General features: G+C 62.6%; 17 protein-coding genes. 12 read left to right on the top strand and 5 right to left on the bottom strand.

Annotation, left to right across the window (positions count from 1 at the left end):
- Positions 1-69 precede the first annotated feature (69 nt).
- A complete protein-coding gene (locus tag PJL15_RS04675; RefSeq protein WP_281450047.1) occupies positions 70-759 on the bottom strand; it encodes an IMPACT family protein in 690 nt (229 codons plus the stop codon).
- A gap of 22 nt (positions 760-781) precedes the next feature.
- Here PJL15_RS04675 and coaE point away from each other — a divergent pair, with 22 nt between their 5' ends.
- The 4 genes from coaE (at position 782) to PJL15_RS04695 (ending at position 6,701) form a co-directional block, all read left to right on the top strand.
- Positions 782-2,020, top strand: a complete 1,239-nt coding sequence (gene coaE / locus PJL15_RS04680; protein ID WP_281450048.1) for a dephospho-CoA kinase — start codon at positions 782-784, stop codon at positions 2,018-2,020.
- Between the two features lie 29 nt (positions 2,021-2,049).
- Complete coding sequence (gene uvrB, locus PJL15_RS04685) at positions 2,050-4,149, top strand: excinuclease ABC subunit UvrB (RefSeq protein ID WP_281450049.1); 2,100 nt, start codon at positions 2,050-2,052, stop codon at positions 4,147-4,149.
- Between the two features lie 167 nt (positions 4,150-4,316).
- Positions 4,317-5,345, top strand: coding sequence for a TerC family protein (locus tag PJL15_RS04690; protein WP_281450050.1), 1,029 nt, complete (start codon positions 4,317-4,319; stop codon positions 5,343-5,345).
- A 27-nt stretch (positions 5,346-5,372) separates the two neighbouring features.
- Positions 5,373-6,701: an MFS transporter gene (locus tag PJL15_RS04695; protein ID WP_281450051.1), complete on the top strand. Its 1,329-nt coding sequence runs from the start codon at positions 5,373-5,375 to the stop codon at positions 6,699-6,701.
- A 15-nt stretch (positions 6,702-6,716) separates the two neighbouring features.
- Here PJL15_RS04695 and PJL15_RS04700 read toward each other — a convergent pair whose 3' ends face one another.
- The 4 genes from PJL15_RS04700 to PJL15_RS04715 are packed head-to-tail and all read right to left on the bottom strand — an operon-like array spanning position 6,717 to position 12,511.
- Positions 6,717-8,033 carry an alpha/beta fold hydrolase gene (locus tag PJL15_RS04700; protein WP_281450175.1) on the bottom strand — a complete coding sequence of 439 codons (1,317 nt, stop codon included), beginning with the start codon at positions 8,031-8,033 and terminating at the stop codon, positions 6,717-6,719.
- Positions 8,034-8,046: 13 nt separating this feature from the next.
- A complete protein-coding gene (locus PJL15_RS04705) occupies positions 8,047-8,559 on the bottom strand; it encodes a GNAT family N-acetyltransferase (protein ID WP_281450052.1) in 513 nt (170 codons plus the stop codon).
- A 32-nt stretch (positions 8,560-8,591) separates the two neighbouring features.
- Entirely contained in the window at positions 8,592-9,965 is a 1,374-nt protein-coding gene (locus tag PJL15_RS04710; RefSeq protein ID WP_281450053.1) for a CoA transferase, read from the bottom strand.
- 11 nt (positions 9,966-9,976) lie between these two features.
- Positions 9,977-12,511, bottom strand: coding sequence for a DEAD/DEAH box helicase (locus PJL15_RS04715; RefSeq protein WP_281450054.1), 2,535 nt, complete (start codon positions 12,509-12,511; stop codon positions 9,977-9,979).
- 70 nt (positions 12,512-12,581) lie between these two features.
- On the opposite strand from PJL15_RS04715, the gene PJL15_RS04720 reads away from it, so the two are divergent.
- From PJL15_RS04720 to PJL15_RS04755, 8 genes are all read left to right on the top strand, one after another.
- On the top strand, positions 12,582-13,361 hold the full coding sequence (locus tag PJL15_RS04720; RefSeq protein ID WP_281450055.1) for a trans-aconitate 2-methyltransferase: 780 nt from the start codon (positions 12,582-12,584) through the stop codon (positions 13,359-13,361).
- A gap of 148 nt (positions 13,362-13,509) precedes the next feature.
- Positions 13,510-13,890 (top strand): GntR family transcriptional regulator, encoded by a 381-nt coding sequence (locus tag PJL15_RS04725; RefSeq protein WP_281450056.1) that lies wholly within the window; start codon positions 13,510-13,512, stop codon positions 13,888-13,890.
- Between the two features lie 65 nt (positions 13,891-13,955).
- The gene (gene uvrA / locus PJL15_RS04730) at positions 13,956-16,883 is read left to right on the top strand and encodes an excinuclease ABC subunit UvrA (protein ID WP_281450057.1); all 2,928 of its coding nucleotides are present in this window, start codon (positions 13,956-13,958) and stop codon (positions 16,881-16,883) included.
- Between the two features lie 61 nt (positions 16,884-16,944).
- On the top strand, positions 16,945-17,661 hold the full coding sequence (locus PJL15_RS04735; protein WP_281450058.1) for an HAD hydrolase-like protein: 717 nt from the start codon (positions 16,945-16,947) through the stop codon (positions 17,659-17,661).
- The gene (locus PJL15_RS04740; protein WP_142939241.1) at positions 17,648-18,316 is read left to right on the top strand and encodes a lysophospholipid acyltransferase family protein; all 669 of its coding nucleotides are present in this window, start codon (positions 17,648-17,650) and stop codon (positions 18,314-18,316) included. The genes PJL15_RS04735 and PJL15_RS04740 overlap by 14 nt, the downstream gene beginning before the upstream one ends.
- Positions 18,317-18,374: 58 nt before the next feature.
- Positions 18,375-20,390, top strand: a complete 2,016-nt coding sequence (gene uvrC, locus PJL15_RS04745; RefSeq protein ID WP_281450059.1) for an excinuclease ABC subunit UvrC — start codon at positions 18,375-18,377, stop codon at positions 20,388-20,390.
- 133 nt (positions 20,391-20,523) lie between these two features.
- A complete protein-coding gene (rapZ, locus tag PJL15_RS04750; RefSeq protein WP_281450060.1) occupies positions 20,524-21,447 on the top strand; it encodes an RNase adapter RapZ in 924 nt (307 codons plus the stop codon).
- A complete protein-coding gene (locus PJL15_RS04755; RefSeq protein ID WP_281450061.1) occupies positions 21,447-22,478 on the top strand; it encodes a gluconeogenesis factor YvcK family protein in 1,032 nt (343 codons plus the stop codon). Before rapZ ends, PJL15_RS04755 begins: the two co-directional genes overlap by 1 nt.
- The last annotated feature ends 1 nt before the right edge of the window (position 22,479 follow it).

Here is a 22,479-nt window from a genome sequence, read left to right on the forward strand (position 1 = left end):
CTCACGGGATGTGCTGAATAGCCAAAAAAGGACCCCTGCCTCCGGGCAGGGGTCCTTTTTGCTAAATCCTTAGCCGCGGACGTCAATCCATTCGGTACCTTCGGGCCGGAGGATGGAACCACCTGCGGTCAGTGCCGCCACTCGGGCATGGGCGTCCGCGATCTCCTGGGCCTCATCCGCCAGAGCGATACGCAGGACCGCGTGCCGCGCTTCATACCCTGTATCTGCCATGACGTATCCGGCATTGCGAAGTTCGTTCTCCAGGCGCCCGGCATCGGCGTGTGCAACCTCAATGGCGCAAAGCCTCAGCCGCCGGCGCTGGACAAGAGGGGCCAGTTCCAGTGCTGCGGAGACGGATTCGGAGTAGGCCCGCACCAGTCCGCCAGCGCCAAGGAGAATACCGCCAAAGTAGCGGACGACGACGGCCGCGACGTCGCTGAGGTCGGTCACCCCAGGTTCGGACTCGCGTTTGATGAGTGCTTCAAGCATCGGTATGCCCGCGGTCCCGGAGGGTTCACCGTCGTCGCTGGATCGTTGGATCATCCGGTCCGCGCCGATCACGAACGCAGAGCAGTGGTGGCGGGCGTCATGGAATTCACGCCGAAGTTCGCTGACCAACGACCGCGCGGCTTTCTCGTCTGACGCCCGGCGAAGGACGGTGATGAAACGCGACCGTCGGATTTCCAGTTCATGGCGGAAGTCAGGACCTGCCGTGAGCGTTGTGTACTGGGTCGCACGGCTTTCTTCCTCAATTTCCACCGCTTCAGTCTAGTGTTGAGGAGTGCTGAAGATCGGACTGACGGGCGGCATCGCCTCAGGTAAATCGCTGGTGGCCTCGAGGCTGCAGGAACTGGGCGCCCTCCTCATCGACGCAGACCTGATTGCGCGTCAAGTGGTGGAGCCCGGAACACCCGGGCTGGAGCAGGTTGTGGAAGCGTTCGGTCCTGGCATCCTCGACCAGGCGGGCCGGCTCGACCGGCCGAAGCTGGGCTCGATCGTGTTTGGCGACCCTGCACGGCGCGAAGTCCTCAATGGCATCGTCCACCCGCTCGTCCGCCACGCTGCTGCAAGCATCATGGAAAACGCCGGCGCAGGCGACATCGTGGTACAGGACATCCCCCTCCTCGTGGAAACCGGACAGGGGAGCAACTTCCACTTGGTCCTGGTGGTGGACGCGCCCGATGACATGCGCGTCAGCCGCATGGTGGAGTACCGGGGGATGACGCCGGAGGACGCGCACTCCCGCATGGCAGCGCAGGCTACCCGGGCGGAGCGCAACGCCGCTGCAGATGTCATTCTGGACAATTCGGGCGCCAAGCAGGATCTGCTCGCCGCAGTGGACACTTTATGGGAGCGGCGCCTGGTGCCCTTCGCCGAAAACATCAAGCAAGGGACCCGGGCTGCACGCGACGCCGGCCCGGTCCTGGCGGACCCGAACGGGGACTGGGCCCGGCAAGCCGAACGCCTGGCAGCTCGCATCACCTTGGCCGCTCCCGCGGAGATCCTGGCCGTGGACCACATCGGCTCAACGTCGGTGCCGGGCCTGGCAGCCAAAGACGTCCTGGACCTGCAGCTGGCTGTTACCGATCTGGCGACTGCGGACCGGATTGCACCGTTACTGGGGACCGCTGGTTTCCCCGCCGTGCCGCACGTCCGGCAAGACACGCCCAAGCCTTCCGACCCGGGCATGGAGAACTGGGAGAAGCGGTTTCATGCCAACGCAGATCCCGGCAGGGCAGTGAACCTGCACGTACGGGTAGCAGGGTCGCCGGGCTGGCAATACGCGCTGTTGTTCCGTGACTGGTTGCGGGCAGAACCCGCGGCGGTCGCTCTGTACGAGGCCCATAAACGTGAACTCGCAGGCCTGTATGCGGGCGATGGCGGAACAGCCGCCTACGCCGATGCCAAGGAACCGTGGTTCACGGACGTCGCCTGGCCGCTCATGGACCAGTGGGCCAACCGCACGGGTTGGCGGCCGCCGTCGTATTCCTCTTCCGCTGAGCGCAAACGCGGACAGTAGCTGTCCGTGGGCGGGGGTAGATTTGATTCATGAGCCTTGCCCAGGAAATCAATCGTGTCGTCGCGCCCTTTGAAGTTGTCAGTGACTACAAGCCTGCCGGCGACCAGCCAACCGCCATCGCCGAACTGACCGAACGCATCAAAAACGGTGAGAAGGACGTAGTCCTCCTTGGCGCCACGGGTACGGGTAAAAGCGCCACCACCGCCTGGCTCATCGAGCAGGTCCAGCGGCCCACCTTGGTCATGGTGCAGAACAAGACCCTCGCAGCACAGCTGGCCAATGAATTCCGGGAACTCCTGCCGAACAACGCAGTCGAGTACTTCGTCTCCTACTACGACTACTACCAGCCTGAAGCCTACGTGGCGCAGACAGATACCTTTATCGAGAAAGACTCGTCCATCAACGAGGAAGTCGAGCGGTTGAGGCACTCCGCCACCAATGCCTTGCTGACGCGACGCGATGTCATCGTGGTGGCAACGGTGTCCTGCATTTACGGCTTGGGTACGCCCGAAGAGTACATTGCGGGCATGGTCACCCTCCGCAAGGGTGCGGAAATGAACCGCGACCACTTGCTCCGGAAGTTCGTCTCCATGCAGTACGCGCGCAACGACATGGACTTCCACCGTGGAACGTTCCGGGTCCGGGGCGATACCGTGGAGATCATTCCCATGTACGAGGAACTGGCCATCAGGATCGAGTTCTTCGGCGATGAGATAGAGAACATCCAAACGCTTCATCCGCTGACCGGGGAGGTCATTCGCGACGAAGAAGAGATGTATGTCTTCCCGGCATCGCACTATGTGGCCGGACCGGAACGGATGGCCCGGGCCATCAAGCGGATCGAGGATGAACTAGCGGACCGTTTGAAGGTCCTCGAAGCGCAGAACAAGCTGGTGGAAGCGCAGCGGCTCCGTATGCGCACCACCTACGACCTCGAAATGATGCAGCAGATGGGCTTCTGCAACGGCATCGAGAACTACTCAGTGCACATCGACGGCCGAGACCCCGGCACAGCGCCCCACTGCCTCCTCGATTACTTCCCGGACGACTTCCTCCTGGTGGTTGATGAGTCGCATGTGACCATTCCCCAGATCGGAGCGATGTACGAAGGGGACATGTCCCGTAAGCGCAACCTCGTGGACTTTGGCTTCCGGTTGCCCTCTGCCATGGACAACCGGCCTTTGAAATGGGATGAGTTCCTGGAGCGGATCGGCCAGACGGTCTATCTTTCCGCCACTCCCGGAAAGTACGAGCTCGGCAAGGCTGATGGCTACGTCCAGCAGATCATCCGTCCCACCGGCCTAATCGATCCCGAGGTCGTGGTCAAACCCACCAAGGGCCAGATCGACGACCTCCTGGGGGAGATCAGGATCCGCACGGAGAAGAACGAGCGCGTCCTGGTCACCACGTTGACCAAGCGGATGGCCGAAGACCTCACGGACTACTTGGTAGGCCACGGCATCAAGGTCGAGTACCTGCACTCGGACGTCGATACCCTGCGGCGCGTTGAACTGCTCCGTGAGCTGCGGATGGGCGTCTTCGATGTCCTGGTGGGCATCAACCTGCTCAGGGAGGGCCTGGACCTGCCTGAGGTCTCCTTGGTGAGCATCCTCGACGCCGACAAGGAAGGCTTCCTGCGTTCCTCCACCTCGCTGATCCAGACCATCGGCCGTGCCGCCCGTAACGTGTCCGGCCAGGTCCACATGTACGCCGACCGCATCACCGATTCCATGGCACACGCGATCGATGAGACCAACCGTCGCCGTGCCATCCAGGTCAAGTACAACACTGACCACGGCATCGACCCGCAGCCGTTGCGCAAGAAGATCGCCGACATCACCGATCAGTTGGCCAAGGAGGACGCCGATACCCAGGAGCTGCTGAACAACAACAGGCTGGCCAAGGGCGGCAAGCGGGGCAAGACGTCCGCCAAGGGCGCCGCGACCGTCCGGCAGGACGGGCTGGCCGCTGCGCCGGCGGAGGACCTGGTGGGACTTATCGAGCAACTCACGGAACAAATGCATGGAGCTGCCGCTGAACTTCAGTTCGAGGTCGCGGCAAGAATCCGTGACGAAGTCAAGGAGTTGAAGCGGGAGTTACGCCAGATGCAGACCGCTGGCCACGCCTAGGGTATGGTTTAAGGCACGTAGGGGAGTATCCCAAGCGCTAGGTTCGTCAGCACGCAAGGCATGGTTGCCTCGCCGGGCCTAGCGGGTCGCCATGTCAGAGCATCAAACGCTCCAGGCCGGCCGGAGAGACTTACACCGTTTTCCCGTACCCTGCGAAAGGCCCTTTAATGGAGCTCCCTGTCTGGTTCGAGGTCGGCTCGTTCGTCGTCCTCGGAATCATTTTGCTGATCGACCTCTTGTTGGTCGTCAAACGCCCCCACGAACCTTCAATGAAGGAAGCCGGCCTGTGGGTCGCCTTCTACGTGGCCTTGGCCATGGTGTTCGCCGGAGCCATGTTCTACTTCACGGGTCCCGAGTACGGCAGCCAATTCATCGCGGGCTGGGTCACTGAGTACAGCCTCAGCATCGACAACCTGTTTGTCTTCATCATCATCATGGCCCGCTTCGCGGTGCCCCGTAAGTACCAGCAGGAAGTGCTGATGGTGGGCATCATCATCGCCCTGGTACTCCGCGGTATCTTCATCGCCCTGGGCGCTGTCGTCATCGAACAGTTCAGCTGGGTCTTCTACATCTTCGGCGCCTTCCTGCTATGGACCGCCTGGAAGCAGGCCAAGGACTCCGGCGAGGACGAAGAAGAAGGGGCCGAAAACCCCTTGATCGCCCGCCTGCGCAAGGTGCTGCCGATGTCGGAAAAGTTCGACGGCGGCAAGTTGCGGACCACGGTTGGCGGCAAGAAGGTCTTCACCCCCATGCTGATCGTCTTCGTGACCATTGGCCTCACCGACCTCCTGTTCGCCGTGGACTCCATCCCGGCGATCTTCGGCCTGACGCAGAGTGCGTTCATTGTGTTCACGGCCAACATCTTCGCGCTGATGGGTCTTCGCCAGCTCTACTTCCTGTTGGGCGGCCTCATGACCCGACTGGTGTACCTGAAGCACGCGCTGTCCGTCATCCTGGCGTTCATCGGCGTCAAGCTTGTCCTGCACGCGATGCACGTCAACGAACTTCCGTTCATCAACGGCGGCCACCACATTGAGTGGGCGCCGGAGATCCCCACTTATGTGTCCCTGGCGGTCATCGTGGGAACCATCATCGTGGCGGTCGTGGCCAGCCTCCTGAGCCCGGCAGCCCGCCAGGCCAAGCTGGACGCCCGCCTGGAAGAAGACGCACGAAAGAGCCTCACAGAGGCAGAGTAACTTCAGCGGAAGTTGTAGTCTCATGAGGTGACTACCTCCCCACTGACGGCGCTGGACCCCCAACGGGTCCAGCGCCGTAGTGTTTTCCTGCTTAGCGCTTCCCAGCTGCTCAGCGGCATCGGTAACGGCGCTACCCTTTCCATTGGCTCCTTATTGGCCGTTGAACTCTCAGGCTCCGAGGCCTGGGCCGGCTCCATCACAACGGTGCTGACTTTGGCAGCTGCCCTTGCCGCCCTTCCCCTGGCGCGGCTGGCCGAAGCGCGTGGCCGCCGGGTGGGTCTGGTCACTGGGTTGGGGGCCGCCATGATCGGGGCACTTCTTTTCATCGTGGCCGTCGTGGCGCAGTCCTTCCCCATACTGATCCTGGGCGCCGCGTTCCTGGGTTTGGGTACCGCGGCGAACCTCCAGGCGCGGTTCGCCGCCGTCGACCTCGCCGAGCCGGAACATCGCGGCAGGTCGTTGTCCACGGTTGTCTGGGCCATTACGATCGGCGCTGTTGCCGGGCCAAACCTCATCCAACCCGGGGCCGTCGTGGGCCAGGCCCTTGGCCTGCCGGCCATAGCCGGCCCTTTCGTGTTTTCAGCCGCCGGACTTTTGCTGGCGTCCGTACTCCTGTTCCTTGGCCTGCGGCCGGACCCCTTGCTGCTTGCCCGACGCCTGGCCTCAGGTCCGAATGGTACCGGTGGTACCGGGGGTCTCCCGGTCAGGGGAACGGTGCGGTCCGGACTGCGCGCCGTTCGCGCGTCTCCACGGGCCCTGCTGGCATTGGCTGCAGTGGTGGCCGCGCACGGAGTGATGGTGGCTGTCATGTCCATGACGCCCCTGCACCTCCAACAACTGGTGGGGGGATCCCACGCAAGCCATCACGGGGGAGCATCCGAGAACACGGACGCTTTGGTGGTTATCGGACTCACCATCTCGCTTCATATCGCCGGTATGTTTGCCCTGTCCCCGCTGTGGGGATGGCTGACCGATAAGGCTGGCCGGCTGCAGACCATCGCCATGGGACATGGACTGTTGCTGCTGGCCGTGTTCATCGCCGGTTTCGGGCAAAACGAACCCACGTTGGTCACCGCAGGATTGATCCTCCTGGGGCTGGGCTGGTCGGCTGCGACCATTGCCGGTTCCACGCTGCTGGCTGAGAGCGTCAGCCCGGACGACCGCGTCACGGTCCAAGGAGTTTCCGACACCTTGATGGGCGGTGCAGGAGCACTCGGTGGCGCCTCCTCCGGTCTCCTCCTTGCCTGGATCGGCTACCAGGGCCTGAACATGGCCTCCAGCCTGGTGGCTGCAGCCGTCCTTGCCCTAACTCTTGCCATGGCCCTCCGGCGCAGCTCGAGCGTCAGCAGCAGCTGAAGGGCACTGCGGCACTCAGCGCGAGCTGCGGACCATGCCAAGGAGCCGTTTGAAGATACCTTCACCGTCTTCGGCGATTCCGTCGTGGTGGAAATCGGAAGTGACCCACGCCTGGAGTCCACGCACGGCAGCGGCTGTTTCCAGCGATAGATCATGGTCAACATAGATATCGTCCTTGTACACGGCAGCGGCCACGGGCACCGTGTTCGCAGCCAGTACGGTGGTGTCGTAGAGCGGCTTCCAGTCCTTGCGGGCAGCCAGGAGTTCCGCAACATCGCGCAACGGCGCCAGCGAGGGATCCTGCTCGAAGTACCACGGATACACCATTTCCCCGGTAAGCAGGGGGTCCTCGGCGGCGGGCTCGAATTCGGGGAAGTCCTCCAGGACACGCCAGGCCGCCCAATTGCTCGCTTCACCCTGGGCATAGATGGATTCGTGCAACACGGCGTAGAGCGGGTTGGCAGCACGGCTGACGAGTCCGCGGACTTGCTCAAGGAACGATTCGGACAACCGTTCCCCGTCCAGGGTGTCGATGAAGGCGTCCTCCAGGAGATAGTGGAGCGAATCCACGCGGGTGTTTCCGCCCAGGAAAGAACCCACCATTTGGAATCGTTCCGGGGTCAACCGTTCCCCACTGGCCAGGAACTCCGGAGTCTTTTCCAGGTGGCGGACGATCCTTGTGACCTTTTCCCGGTCTTCCGGGTACCACCCGAAGTACTCGGCGTTCCGGGCGGCAACGCGCTTGAAGGTAGCTTGGTACACCCGGTCGGCAGGTCCTTCGAGGGGAGCGAGGCCACCGGTGACGAGGACTTCGCGCAGACCCTCCGGCGCGAAGGACAAATACGTCAAAGCGCAGAAACCGCCGAAGCTTTGCCCCATGACGCTCCACGGCTCCGAGCCCAGGACACCCCGGATGAACTCGGCGTCGGCAACAATGGAATCGGCCCGGAAGTGCGTCAGGTACTCAGCCTGCGCCGCTGCGTCACCCCGACGCTCCAGGGTCTGCCGTTCAACGGGAGTGGAGAGACCGGTACCACGTTGGTCCAGCATCAGGATGCGGAAATCCCGCGCTGCTGCCTTCATCCAACCGGCCAGCGACGTGACCCGGTTCCCCCTGCCACCCGGCCCGCCCTGCAGGAACAGCAACCAGGGGAGCCTGGACGCCTCCTCCTCGGTGTGCACAGTGGAAGAGTACTCCCTGGCAAAGACCGTGATCATTTCACCGGTGGCCCCGTTGTTTCCGGGCGAATGCATCAGCGGAACCGTGAAGTAGTGTTCAGCCGTACGGATCCCGCGGAATTCATGGCGTGCGCGGATGCTGTGGCCTGGCATGGAGGAGAGCGCGTCAGCCACGGGCAAACGATTCCTCTGCCTGCCCGGCCTTGGCAACGAAAGCGTCCAGCGCGTCTCCGGTGAGGCGGAAGGTGGACCATTCCTCCATGGGAAACGCGCCGAGGTTCTTGTAGAAGTTGATGGACGGCTCGTTCCAGTTCAGGACGCTCCACTCCACACGGGCGTAACCACGTTCGACGGCGGTCGCGGCCAGGTGCTGCAGGAGAGCCTTCCCGTGGCCTTCGCCACGCGCGTCGGGTTCGACGTAGAGGTCCTCAAGGTAGATGCCGTGCACGCCTTCCCACGTGGAGTAGTTCAGGAACCACAGCGCAAATCCCTGCACCGTCCCGGCAGCGTTTTCCGCGATGGTGGCATACACCCGTGGGTTCTCCCCGAAAAGCACTTCAGTGAGCTTCTCCGGGGTGTTTTTGACGGCGTCGGGTTCCTTTTCGTAAATCGCAAGATCGTGGATCATACGCAGGATCGCAGGGACGTCGTCGGCAGTGGCTTGGCGGATTACACTCATGCCTTCGAGCTTACTAGGACAGGTGCGGCCAGCTAGCGCCATTCCAATGCGGATGTCCCGTACTGCACGGGAGGTTGGCGATACGTGAGCTGGACACCGTTCACCATTAATGGCGGACCTACGAAACGGAGCGGACCAAACGGGCTTGGCGTCTCCAGGTAGTCCGGCTGCGTCAGAAGGCCGGCGATACCGTCACCTCGGGGCGAAGGCAATCGGAACAGTTCCTCGGCAGTGCGCGCCAAGGAGAGTGTGGCCGAGCCTCCTGCGCCCGTCCTCAACCTCTCTGCCAACAACGCCAGGACAGCCGCGGCCACGCCATAGCCTGTGGCGTGGTCAAGGGCCTGGACCGGCAGGGCCCCCGGTTTCCACCCGCCGTCGTCCTCTTGCCCGTATGCTTCGGCGATGCCTGACGCGGCCTGAACCAGGCTGTCGAAGCCACGGCGGTGCTTCCACGGCCCTGCGGATCCCCACGCGGACAAAGTTGCCACCACCAGATCAGGCTTCCCGGCCAAAAGGGCGTCAGCTCCCAAGCCAAAGCGGTCCAGGCTGCCGTCGCGGTATCCGGTGACCACAGCGTCGGCGGTGGCGATCAGGGACCGGACCACCCCAAGTTCGGCAGCATTCCCGAAATCGGCCACGGCGGAACGTTTGTCGAAGCCTCCGTCCACGAAAGCCTCCTCCAACTCCGGGAGTTGGGGCGGGTCGATCCGCAAAACGTCTGCCCCGAGGGCTCCCAGGAGCCGGGTTGCTGTAGGACCTGCGATAACGCGGGTCAGGTCCAGTAACCTCAGGCCGGTAAGGGGCCGGTTCGGGTCCTTGGCAGGCTTCCACGGCGTGGTGGCCACCGAAACGTGCCCGGCAGACGGGGACTGAAACCTGATCCAAGGCTCATCCCTTATTGCTCTTTGCATGGGAGAAGACAGCCAGTCGGTGCGGCTACGGACAGCAGCTGCCACTCCATGGGCGGCATTGATGAGGTCCTCGGCTTCCAGCGACGACATGGACAGCAGTGCCGTGTCCACCTCTTGTGGCCCCTTGGCTCCCAAGGCCTCCATCAGCCGCGCCGCGTGGTGGGGGTAGTTGGCGTGCAGGCGGATCCAGCCGTCGGAAGTGCGCCTGAAGCCCGACGCCGGAGCGAACCCCTGCGGCTTGGCGCCGTTGATCCTCAGGTGCCCGAGGGAATCGAACGAGGCAGCGACCGGCCCGGATGAGACTGTGTAGGCCCCCGCAACTCCCGTCAGGGCTTCCAGCGCGGTGGCTGCTGCCACGACTGAGCCCAACGCCAGGCCCTCCACATCAAGGGCCCCGCCCCACCATCGTCGCAATCCGGCTGGCACAGCAGCGCCTACCGCCCGCAGCGCCTCCACGCTGCGCAAGCTGCTTGTCAGGTCGGGGACGGATTCCACGGCTTGTCCAGTTAAAGCCTGTTGGCTTCGGTGACGCGGACTACGGCTGTGCCGTTCTCGTCAGAGGCCGCCAGGTCCACTTCGGCTGAAATACCCCAGTCGTGGTTCCCAGCAGGGTCATCGAAAATCTGCCTGACTTTCCACAAGCCCGGCTCCTCCGTAATGATGAGCAAACCGGGGCCACGGGCGTCCGGGCCCGTGCCGATGTCGTCGTGTTCGTCGAAGTAGTCGTCCAGGACCTTTTCCCATCGCGCGGCGTCCCATCCGGCGTCGGCGTCGAGTTCGCCCAGGGCGTTCGAATCCTCGTCCGCGAAAAGTTCAACCCTGCGGAACATCTCATTGCGGACCATCACCCTGAAAGCCCGGATGTTGGAGGTCAACAGCGGCGGCGGGGGAGGTGGAGCGTCATGCGGCGTCGGAGCGAGCCCGGCGGTCAGCTCCTCCCATTCGTCCAGCAGGCTCGAGTCGACCTGCCGGACCAGTTCTCCCAGCCAGGCAATCAGGTCTTCAAGATCCTCGCGGAGCAGGTCTTGGGGGACGGTCTGCCGGAGCGCGCGGAAACCGTCTGCAAGGTAGCGCAGGACGATGCCCTCCGAACGTGCCAAGCCATAGAACTGCACGAACTCGCCGAAGTTCATGGCACGTTCGTACATGTCCCGGATGATGGATTTGGGTGCCAGCTCGAAGTCCCCGACCCACGGGGCAGCCTTTCGGTAGACCTCGAAAGCCTCACCAAGAATCCCGGCCAGCGGCATGGGATAGGTAACCTCATCCAGCATGGCCATGCGCTGCTCATATTCGATTCCGTCAGCCTTCATGGCGGCAACAGCTTCACCGCGGGCCTTCTTCTGCTGCGCGGAGAGAATCTGCCGTGGCTTTTCCAACGTGGACTCAATCACCGAAACAACGTCCAGGGCGTAGGAGGGCGACTCAGGATCCAGCAGTTCCAAGGCCGCAAGGGCGAAAGGAGACAACGGCTGGTTGAGCGCAAAGTTTGCCTGGAGGTGGACAGTCAGCCGGACCGATCGTCCTTCTGCTTCCTGCTCTTCCTCGGGGATGCGTTCAACAACCCCGGCGGCCAACAGCTCGCGGTAGATCCCCAGGGCCTTCTTCATCAGCCGAAGTTGGGCCGGCCGGCTCTCATGGTTTTCGCTCAGCAGCCGTCGAGTGGCTTGGAAGGGATCTCCCGGACGCTCCATGAGGTTCAGCAACATGGCGTGCGTCACGGTGAAACTGGAGGTCAGTGGCTCCGGAATGGACTCGACGAGCTTCTTGAACGTCGGCTCTCCCCAGGAGACGAATCCTTCAGGCGGCTTCTTCTTGACTACTTGGCGGAGCTTCTTCTGGTCGTCACCAAACTTGGCTGTGGCTTTCGCCATGGCTTTGGTGTTTTCCACCACGTGATCGGGTGCCTGCACCACCACGGTCCCGGCGGTGTCGTATCCAGCGCGTCCGGCACGTCCGGCAATCTGGTGGAACTCACGCGAGTTCAGCGACCTGGTGCGTACGCCGTCGTATTTGCTCAAGGCAGTCAAAAGCACTGTCCTGATGGGAACGTTGATGCCCACACCCAAAGTGTCCGTACCGCAAATGACCTTCAGCAAACCTGCCTGGGCGAGCTGCTCAACCAACCGCCGGTACTTGGGCAGCATGCCGGCGTGGTGCACGCCGATGCCGTGGCGCACCAGTCGATTGAGGGTTTTGCCAAAGCCGGCGGCAAAGCGGAAGCCTGCGATCAGCTCGGCGATGCGGTCCTTCTCGTCCCTGCTGCACATGTTGATGCTCATCAGGTTCTGGGCGCGCTCGATTGCCTCTGCCTGGCTGAAATGCACTACGTACACGGGGACCTGCTTGGTGGCGAGCAGTTCTTCCAGGCTCTCGTGGACCGGAGTCAGGTGGTAGTAGTAATGAAGCGGGATGGGCCGCTCCGCAGAGCTGACGGTGGTGGTGGTCCGTCCGGTCAGTTCCGTGAGGCCCGTTTCGAACCGGCTGACGTCGCCCAGCGTGGCGGACATCAGGAGGAACTGGGCCTGGGGGAGTTCCAGCAGCGGCACTTGCCACGCCCAGCCGCGCTGGGGGTCGGAGTAGAAGTGGAACTCGTCCATGACCACAGAACCGAGCTCGGCCGTGGATCCTTCGCGCAGGGCAATATTGGCCAGGATCTCGGCCGTGCAGCAAATGATGGGAGCATCCTGGTTAACGCCCGAATCGCCAGTGATCATGCCAACGTTTTCGGCGCCGAAGATATCGCACAGGGCAAAGAACTTTTCCGACACCAGCGCCTTGATCGGTGCCGTGTAGTAGCTCCGTTGCCCGCGGGCCATGGCTTCGAAGTGGGCTGCGATGGCCACCAACGACTTGCCGGACCCCGTGGGAGTGGCAAGGATGACGTTCGCACCGGAGGCCAGCTCCATGATGGCCTCGTCCTGGGCCGGGTACAGCTGCAGTCCGCGGCTTTCAGTCCACTCCACAAAGCGTGTGTAGATTTCGTCCGGGTCCAACGGACCAGTGGCAGTGGAACCGGGAAGCTGCTCAAGAAGTTTCATTGGTTTCCAGCTTAGTGCCCGGACGGTTTAGGCTCAGCCCAGCAACGACGCCCGGCTCGAGGAGGCTTTTGTGAAGTGGGATCCGTCCAAATATGCGCAGTTCGGCAATCATCGGGACCGGCCGTTCGTGGATCTCGTGTCGAGAATCCAGGCAGCAGAACCCAAGCACGTGGTGGATCTTGGCTGCGGCCCAGGCAACCTGACCGCAACCTTGGCCGAACGCTGGCCGACGGCGCGCGTGGTCGGGATCGATTCATCAGGGGAAATGCTCGCAAAGGCTGCACCGCTGGCCGGGCAGTTCGACGGGCTGGAGTTCATGCAGGGCGACATCGCTGACTGGAGTCCGGACGCGGACACCGATGTCGTGGTGACCAACGCCGCGCTGCAGTGGGTTCCCGGACACCAGGGGATGCTGCGCAAGTGGCTCACGGCGTTGAAGCCGGGGGCCTGGTTCGCCATGCAGGTCCCCGGCAATTTCACGTCGCCTTCCCACTCACTCATGCGCGAACTTGCCGGTTCCCCCCGGTGGCGGAACCAGCTGGACGGAGTGCTGCGCCACGACGGCGCGGTGGGCGGGCCAGCGGACTACTTGGAAATAATGCTCGACGCCGGATGCTCGGCTGACGCTTGGGAGACCACCTACCAGCAAGTACTGCAAGGCGAGGACCCGGTGCTTGAGTGGGTGCGTGGCACGGGACTTCGTCCCGTACTGGCTGCCCTTTCTGAATCGGACGCTGCAGCGTTTGAACAGGAATACGCGGCAATGCTCCGGGAGGCCTACCCGGCCTCGAGCCACGGGACGGTATATCCCTTTCGACGGATCTTCGCGGTGGCGAGGAAGAACGCATGAGCGGACAATCATTTGTGGCCGCGCGGGGCTTCATAGGCACGAATACCTTGTTCCGCGGGGTTGGCGCTGGTCTAATTCTCGGCATGGACCAACGCCGCATTCCAGATCACTCACCCATGGTGCCGCACGCACCGGCCCGGAGTTCATCGTGACTCCAACAGGCGAGTTTCCGGGAAGCTGGCGTCCCAATGCCGGAAGTGCCGTGGCGCTCTTTGAACAGTTACGGCTGCGCATCATCGAACTCGCAGATTCGGGTGTGCTCGCGGTGGGTTCGAAACTTCCGCCCGTCCGGAACCTGGCAGGCCTGCTCGACGTCGCGCCGCACACGGTCGCCCGGGCCTACAAGGAACTCGAAGCGGCCGGCGTCGTGGCTACGCACGGCCGCAACGGAACAGTAGTCTGTGCCCGGGATGACCGTTGGGGAGCCCTGGCCGAGGTAGCGTCCCAATACGCGGCGGCCGCCAAGGCCCAAGGTGCTTCGTTCGCCGAGGCGGTGCAGCTTTTCGCCGCTGCTTACGATGCCGATTGATACTGATCGGTAGCGTGTGAGGCACGACATGGAAATTCGAAGAAGTTTTCGATTAGCATTGGTGGGTGCCCAAAGCCTTAGCTGAAGATGCAGCCATCGATTCCCTGAACAGCGCTTCCGTCGTTTCTGATATCAAGCCAGCCAAGCCGGATCTTTCCCGCTTGGTGGTCAAGGGAGCCCGGGAACACAACCTGCGCAACGTAGACCTCGATCTCCCGCGCGACGCCATGATCGTCTTCACCGGTCTCTCAGGCTCCGGTAAATCCTCCTTGGCCTTCGACACAATCTTTGCCGAAGGCCAGCGCCGGTACGTCGAATCGTTGTCAGCTTATGCCCGCCAATTCCTTGGCCAGGTGGACAAACCCGATGTCGACTTCATCGAGGGCCTGTCGCCGGCGGTGTCCATCGACCAGAAGTCCACCAGCAAGAACCCCCGCTCCACCGTGGGCACCATTACCGAAATCTATGACTACATGCGGTTGCTGTGGGCCCGCGTTGGCCGCCCGCACTGCCCTGTGTGCGGTGAGCCCATTACCCGCCAGACGCCCCAGCAAATCGTCGACCAGTTGCTTGAACTGGAGGCCGGTACCCGTTTCCAGGTACTTGCCCCGGTGGTTCGCGGCCGGAAGGGCGAATTCGTCGACCTCTTCAAGGAACTGACCGCCAAGGGCTACTCCCGTGCCCGCGTGGATGGCGAGTTGGTCCAGCTGAGCGATCCGCCCAAACTGGGCAAGCAGTTCAAGCACACCATCGAGGTCGTCGTCGACCGCTTGGTGGTGAAGGACGAGATCAGCCAGCGCCTGACTGATTCGGTCGAAACGGCCCTGGGACTTGCCGAAGGCCGAGTCCTGGTGGAATTCGTCGATCTCGACGCCGATGATCCTGCCCGCATCCGGGCCTTCTCGGAAAACCTGGCCTGCCCCAATGAGCACCCCCTGGCCATCGATGAGATCGAGCCGCGGTCGTTCTCGTTCAATAACCCTTTCGGCGCCTGCTCTGCTTGCAGCGGCATCGGAACTAAGCTCGAAGTAGATGAGGAACTTATTGTTCCCAACCCGGAGTTGTCGCTGGGCGAGGGCGCCATCGCCCCCTGGTCCTTGGGAACAGCCACCACCGAGTACTGGACCCGACTCCTTGAAGGCCTCGCGCACGAGCTTGGCTTCTCCATGAAGACATCGTGGGAAAAGCTTCCCAAGGATGTCCGGAACACGGTGCTTCACGGCAAGGACCACAAGGTTGTTGTGCAGTACAAGAACCGTTTTGGACGTGAGCGCAAATACAGCACGGGCTTCGAGGGTGCCATCCAGTATGTGCACCGGAAGCACGGTGAAACGGACTCGGACTGGGCACGGGACCGCTACGAAGAGTACATGCGCCAAATTCCCTGCCCCGAGTGCAACGGTGCGCGCTTGAACCCCGCATCCCTCTCGGTGCTGATCAATGGAAAATCGATCGCCGAGGTTGCCGCGCTCCCGATGCGGGAATGCGCAGAGTTCCTGGGCAGCCTGACACTGACCAGCAGGGAAGCCCAGATCGCCAACCAGGTGCTCAAGGAAATCCAGGCCCGCTTGACGTTCCTCCTGGATGTCGGCTTGGAGTACCTGAACCTCGAACGCCCTTCGGGTACGCTCTCCGGCGGCGAGGCCCAGCGCATCCGGCTGGCCACGCAGATCGGGTCCGGGCTGGTGGGAGTCCTCTATGTCCTGGACGAGCCGTCCATTGGGCTGCACCAGCGTGACAACCGCCGCCTCATTGAGACACTCACGCGGCTTCGGGACCTCGGCAACACGCTTATTGTGGTCGAACACGACGAAGACACCATTCATGAGGCTGACTGGGTTGTGGACATCGGACCCGGCGCAGGCGAGCACGGTGGCCAGGTTGTGCACTCGGGTACCTATAAGGAGCTGCTTGAAAACACGCAGTCCCTTACCGGTGACTACCTGGCTGGGCGCCGCAAGATCGATATTCCTGCCAAGCGCCGCAAGTACGACAAAAAACGCGAACTGAAGGTTGTCGGCGCCCGGGAGAACAACCTCAACAACGTTGACGCAACTTTCCCCTTGGGCCTCTTCACCGCGGTAACGGGTGTCAGTGGCTCGGGTAAGTCCACCCTGGTCAACGAGATCCTGTACAAGGTCCTTGCCAATAAGCTCAACGGCGCCAAGCAGGTAGCCGGACGTCACCGCTCCGTGGCGGGGCTGGAGCACCTGGATAAGGTAGTGCACGTCGATCAAAGCCCCATTGGCCGTACGCCGCGCTCCAACCCGGCAACTTACACGGGCGTGTTCGACAACATCCGCAAGCTCTTCGCGGAGACCACCGAGGCGAAGGTGCGCGGATACCAGCCAGGTAGGTTCTCGTTCAACGTCAAGGGCGGCCGCTGCGAAGCATGTTCCGGTGATGGCACGCTGAAGATCGAAATGAACTTCCTGCCCGATGTCTACGTTCCGTGCGAGGTCTGCCACGGCGCCCGCTATAACCGCGAGACGCTGGAGGTCCACTACAAGGGCAAGACCATCGCGGACGTGCTCAACATGCCCATCGAAGAAGGTGCGGAGTTCTTCGCAGCCTTCACCCCGATCGCCCGGCACTTGAAAACCCTGGTTGATGTTGGCTTGGGCTACGTGCGGCTGGGGCAGCCTGCCACGACGCTTTCCGGTGGCGAAGCCCAGCGCGTAAAGCTCGCCGCAGAGCTGCAGAAGCGGTCCAACGGCCGCAGCATCTATGTGTTGGACGAGCCCACCACGGGGCTGCACTTCGAGGACATCAGGAAGTTGCTCATGGTCCTCCAGGGTCTGGTGGACAAGGGCAACACTGTCATCACCATCGAGCACAACCTGGATGTCATCAAGTCAGCTGACTGGATCGTGGACCTTGGTCCCAACGGTGGTTCCGGCGGCGGACGTATCGTGGCGACCGGAACTCCGGAGCAAGTGGCGAAATCCACCGAGAGCCACACCGCGACCTTCCTGGCAGAAATTCTGGGTTAGAAGTATTCCGGTAGCGGCATGCGAGTTTCAGGCATGCCGCTACTCGTGAGAAACTAACCCGGTGACTGAAACAAAGGTGCCCGTAATATTCGATCTGGACGGCACCCTTGTCGATCCTGCCGGCGGTATCACTGGAGGCATTTCAACGGCCCTCAGCGAAATGGGCCTTCCCGTTCCTGATCAGGCCATCCTGAATTCAATGGTGGGACCCAAGCTCAGTGATTCCCTGCTGCATTTGGCAGGCGTCCCCAGCGAATTGGTGGACGAGACCATCGACCGGTACCGGCGTCATTACAAGGAAACGGGTATCGGCCAAAGCAAGCTGTACCCGGGAATCTTTGACCTTCTGGAGTTCTTCGCCGAATCCGGGCGCCCCGTTGCGGTGGCAACCCAAAAGCCCCAGTCCATTGCACGTCTGGTCCTGGAGCACCACGGAATCGGTGATTTCTTTGTTTCGATCCGTGGTGCGGCGGATGACGAGTCCGTGAAGGCCAACACGGCACCGGGCAAGATCGAAATTGTCGCCGCTGCCCTGGCCGATTTGCATACGCAACCAGCTGTCATGGTGGGGGACCGGCACCAGGACGTTGCCGGGGCAATGGCCAACGGTTTGGACTGCATTGGCGTCAGTTGGGGATTTGCCCCTGAAGGCGAACTGGAAGACGCCGGCGCAGTGGCGGTAGTAAAGACTGCGCTGGAACTGCGTACGCGAATTGAAGAACTTGATGCTGTCCGTGCGGCGGCCCTTAGCGAGGTACAAAACGATGGCAGTCTTTGATGCGATCCGGTGGACGACCCGTGGACTGATTTCCTCTACGTGCCGGCCAACGGTCATCGGTCTGGAAAACGTTCCCAAAGACGGCCCCTTCATCGTTGCCCCCAACCACCTGTCCTTTTTGGACAGTGTGATCGTGCAGGCCTTGATGCCGCGGCCAGTGGCATTCTTTGCCAAGGCAGAGTACTTCACCACAAAAGGCGTCAAGGGCGCAGTGATGAAGTCTTTCTTTGAAGCCGTCGGTTCCATTCCCGTGGAGCGCGGCGAGCAGGCAGCCAGCGTGCAGGCCCTCAAGACCCTTCTGGACATTCTCGAATCGGGGAAGGGTATTGGAATCTATCCTGAGGGCACCCGGTCACGCGACGGCATCCTCTACCGGGGACGGACCGGAGTTGGCTGGCTGGCCTTGACCACAGGCGCGCCGGTCATTCCCGTGGGCCTCATTGGAACCGAGAAACTGCAACCCGCTGACAAGAATGCCGTGCGTCCCCAACACTTCACCATGAAGGTCGGCGAGCCCCTGTACTTCGACAAGACGGGACCGGACCACTCCTTGCCTGCGCGGCGCGAAGTGACGGACAAAATCATGGACGCGATCGCAGTGCTTAGTGGCCAGGAGCGTTCCACGAGCTACAACCAGAGCAAGTCGGTGGACTAGGACCGGCACCGCACTGCGCTGGCATTTGGCAGCCGGTCCGGTTCACTAGACTGGACTTGTGGCAGATCCAGCAAGTTACCGACCCCGGACGGGTGAAATTCCCACCACCCCGGGCGTCTACCGTTTCCGCGACCCCCACGGCAGGGTCATTTACGTGGGCAAGGCGAAGAACCTCCGTTCCAGGCTGAACTCCTACTTCGCAAATCCCGCAGGGCTGCTGCCCAAGACCCATGCCATGGTCCATGCAGCCAGCAGCGTTGAATGGACGGTGGTGGGCAGCGAGCTGGAATCCCTGCAGCTCGAGTACACGTGGATCAAGGAATTCAAACCGCGGTTCAACGTGGTGTTCCGGGATGACAAGACCTACCCATACCTGGCCGTGACCATGGGGGAGAAGTTTCCCCGGGTACAGGTCATGCGTGGCGAACGCAAGAAAGGCACGCGGTACTTCGGTCCTTATACTGCCGGTGCCATCCGGGAAACCATGGACACGCTCCTGCGGGTCTTCCCGGTCCGCAGCTGCAGCGCTGGTGTGTTCAAGCGTGCCCAGGCCAGTGGTCGGCCGTGTTTGCTCGGCTACATCGATAAATGCTCTGCACCGTGCGTAGGCCGGGTCACGCCGGATGAACACCGCGTGCTGGCCGAGGACTTCTGTTCCTTCATGGGTGGAGAAGCCAAACGCTTCATCAGCCGGCTGGAAAAGGACATGGCGGCCGCCGTCGCAGAACTCGATTACGAGAAAGCCGCTGGGCTCCGGGATGACATCATCGCCTTGCGCAAGGTCTTCGAGCGCAACGCCGTGGTTTTGGCTGAGGATACCGATGCCGACGTCTTCGCACTGCACGATGACGAACTCGAAGCCTCGGTCCAGGTGTTCCACGTCCGCGGAGGACGCGTCCGCGGGCAGCGTGGCTGGGTCGTGGAGAAGGTCGAAGACGCCACCACTCCGGAACTCATCGAACATCTGCTGCAACAGGTTTACGGGGAAGACAGCGAGGTCCAGGGCAGGATCCCCAGGGAGGTCCTGGTTCCTGAGAACCCCAGCAACCATGCCGAACTGACTCAGTGGCTTGGTGGACTTCGAGGCGCCAAGGTCGATATCCGGGTTCCCCAACGTGGGGACAAGGCAGCACTGATGTCCACTGTCCGTGAGAATGCCGAACAGGCACTCAAGCTCCACAAGACGCGCCGTGCCGGCGATATCACCGTCCGGTCCCTGGCGCTCCAGGAACTCCAGGAAGCCCTCGAAATCCCGGTTCCCTTGCTGCGCATCGAATGTTTCGACATCTCCCATGTCCAAGGCACCAACGTGGTGGCTTCCATGGTGGTGGTCGAAGATGGTCTTCCCAAGAAGGCCGATTACCGTAAGTTCTCCATCACCGGCGCGGCTGCTGCGGACGACACCGCGGCGATGCACGACGTCCTGACCCGTCGGTTCAGGCATTATCTGACGGACAAGGCCGCTCAGGTCCCAGTGGTCTCGGGTGAGATCGTCAACCCCACCCGGTCCGTGTCCAGCGGCGTAACGGAAGCATCGCCGTCGGACGGCATCTCCCCGGCACCGAAGGCCAAATTCGCCTATCCGCCCAACCTGGTGGTGGTCGATGGCGGCCAGCCGCAGGTCAACGCAGCTGCGCGTGCCCTCGCGGAACTGGGTATCGACGACGTCTACGTCGTAGGACTCGCCAAGCGCCTGGAAGAGGTCTGGCTTCCCGACAGCGACTTCCCGGTCATCCTGCCCAGGACGTCCCAAGGACTGTACCTGCTTCAGCGCATCCGCGATGAGGCCCACCGGTTCGCCATCACCTTCCACCGCCAAAAGCGCGGCAAGGCCATGACCGTATCGATCCTGGATGGAGTCCCTGGCCTGGGCGAAGCCAAGCGCAAGGCCCTTGTGGCGCACTTTGGGTCGCTCAAGAAGATCAAGGCTGCCTCGGTGGAGGAGCTGACCAATGCAAAGGGCATCGGCCCCGCCTTGGCCGCGGCCGTGGTCCAGCACCTCGGTTCCACCGCCGGGGACGATGAAACTGCTCCCGCAGTGAACATGACCACCGGCGAAATCATCGAATCTTAGCTAGGGTAAGAACTTGGCCACTGCCGCGATTGCCGGTATACGCGATTGCCGGTACAGCGAGCCAAGCATGCACCGCCATGTCCGGCGGGCGGCACAGGCAGCTTTGACACTTCCGACGAAACGGGGACAACTGATGGACGAGGCAACGGCTGGGTCCGGCACGGAGCAGGACGGCCTGACGCCGGTCAAGCCACCGGAGGCGGAGCTTTTGGTCGTCACCGGCATGTCGGGTGCGGGGCGCAGCACTGCTTCGGACGCCCTTGAGGACCATGGCTGGTACGTGGTGGACAACCTGCCGCCCCAGATGCTGGGCACCTTGGCTGAGATCGTCTCCCATGCCCCCAAGTCCATTCCCAAACTGGCAGTAGTGGTGGACGTCCGCAGCAAGGACCTTTTCACGGACATCCAAACGGCCCTGGGTGCGTTGAGCGCCAGCGGAATTACCTTCCGCGTGCTCTTCCTCGATGCAAATGACGACGTCCTGGTACGCCGCTTCGAGCAGGGCCGGCGGCCCCATCCGCTGCAGGGCGGCGGCCGGATCCTCGACGGCATCGGGATCGAGCGCGAGGTCCTGCGGGAACTTCGCGAGCATGCCGACGTAGTGCTGGACACCTCGGAATTCAACGTCCACGGCCTGGCCACCGCCATCACCGAACTCTTCAGCGATACCGGGCCTGTCACGCTTCGGCTCAACGTCATGAGTTTTGGTTTCAAATACGGATTGCCCGTGGATGCCAACTTCGTAGCCGACGCCCGCTTCATTCCCAATCCCCATTGGGTTCCCCAGCTCCGTCCGCACACGGGCCTCGACGAGGACGTCAGCGACTACGTGCTTGGGGCTGACGGTGTCCAGGAGTTCGTGGACCGCTATGTCCGGGCCCTGGAGCCTGTCCTGGACGGCTACCGCCAGGAGAACAAGCACTACGCCACCCTGGCCGTTGGCTGCACCGGAGGCAAGCACCGTTCCGTGGCTGTCGCCGTCGAGCTTTCAAAACGGTTGGCTCAATATCCGCGGGTCACCGTCACCACTGCCCACCGCGACCTGGGACGCGAGTAGTGGGTGTCCTCACGGGTCCGCTGCCCCTCATACCGCCCAAAGGCGTGCCGGGCAGCCAGCAGAAGAAGAGCCCGTCCGTGGTCGCCCTTGGTGGCGGGCACGGCCTGGCCGCGTCGCTGTCAGCGTTACGGCTGCTCACCTCGGAGTTGACCGCCATCGTCACAGTGGCTGACGACGGCGGGTCCTCCGGGCGTCTGCGCGAGGAGTACGGCGTCCTCCCGCCAGGGGACCTGCGGATGGCGCTGAGCGCCCTCTGCGACGACACCGACTGGGGCCGCACCTGGCGCGATGTCATGCAGCACCGTTTCGAGGCTGGCTCAGCCAAGGGCAGCCCGGCCAAGGGCGGCTCCCTGGACAACCACGCCATGGGCAACCTGCTCATCGTCACGCTGTGGGAGCTCCTTGGGGATACTGTCGCCGGCCTGAAATGGGCCGGAGCACTCCTCGGCGCCCGCGGACAGGTCCTGCCCATGTCCAGCATTCCGCTGACCATCGAGGGCAAGGCCAGTGTGGAACTGCCCGATGGCGGCCACGAGCTGCGGACAGTTCGCGGGCAGGCCAAATGCGCTGTTGCCGGCAAGCTGGAAGAGGTCAAGCTTTTTCCCGAGGACGCTCCGGCCTGCACTGAAGCCCTGACAGCCATTGAACTGGCCGACTGGGTCATTCTTGGTCCCGGCTCCTGGTACACCTCCGTGCTGCCGCATTTGCTGCTTCCGGAGCTGCGGCAGGCCCTCGGTGACACGGCCGCCAAACGCTGCCTGACCATGAACCTGGACGTGGAGACGAAAGAAACCTCCGGCATGACCGCCGCCGACCACCTGGACGTCCTGCGTCGCTATGCTCCCGAGTTCAGCGTTGACGTGGTGCTTGCCGACCCCGCCGCCATCCAGGACCTCAAGGCCTTTGAGAAGGCTGCCGGGATGATCGGTGCGGAAGTGGTGTTGGGTAGAGTAGGGGCGTCGAGGCGCCGCCCAGTCCATGACCCATTGCTGCTGGCAGCGGCTTACCACGATATTTTCGGGAACAGTTAGG

Source organism: Paenarthrobacter nitroguajacolicus, from assembly GCF_029952445.1.
Lineage (GTDB): Bacteria > Actinomycetota > Actinomycetes > Actinomycetales > Micrococcaceae > Arthrobacter > Arthrobacter nitroguajacolicus_B.

What these genes read in the sequence shown, in the direction of transcription:
- uvrB (WP_281450049.1), top strand. Translation starts at nt 2,050, where the DNA reads ATGAGCCTTGCCCAGGAAATCAATCGTGTCGTCGCGCCCTTTGAAGTT.
- PJL15_RS04690 (WP_281450050.1), top strand. Translation starts at nt 4,317, where the DNA reads ATGGAGCTCCCTGTCTGGTTCGAGGTCGGCTCGTTCGTCGTCCTCGGA.
- PJL15_RS04700 (WP_281450175.1), bottom strand. Translation starts at nt 8,033, where the DNA reads ATGCCAGGCCACAGCATCCGCGCACGCCATGAATTCCGCGGGATCCGT.
- PJL15_RS04705 (WP_281450052.1), bottom strand. Translation starts at nt 8,559, where the DNA reads ATGAGTGTAATCCGCCAAGCCACTGCCGACGACGTCCCTGCGATCCTG.
- PJL15_RS04715 (WP_281450054.1), bottom strand. Translation starts at nt 12,511, where the DNA reads ATGAAACTTCTTGAGCAGCTTCCCGGTTCCACTGCCACTGGTCCGTTG.
- PJL15_RS04740 (WP_142939241.1), top strand. Translation starts at nt 17,648, where the DNA reads ATGGCAGTCTTTGATGCGATCCGGTGGACGACCCGTGGACTGATTTCC.
- rapZ (WP_281450060.1), top strand. Translation starts at nt 20,524, where the DNA reads ATGGACGAGGCAACGGCTGGGTCCGGCACGGAGCAGGACGGCCTGACG.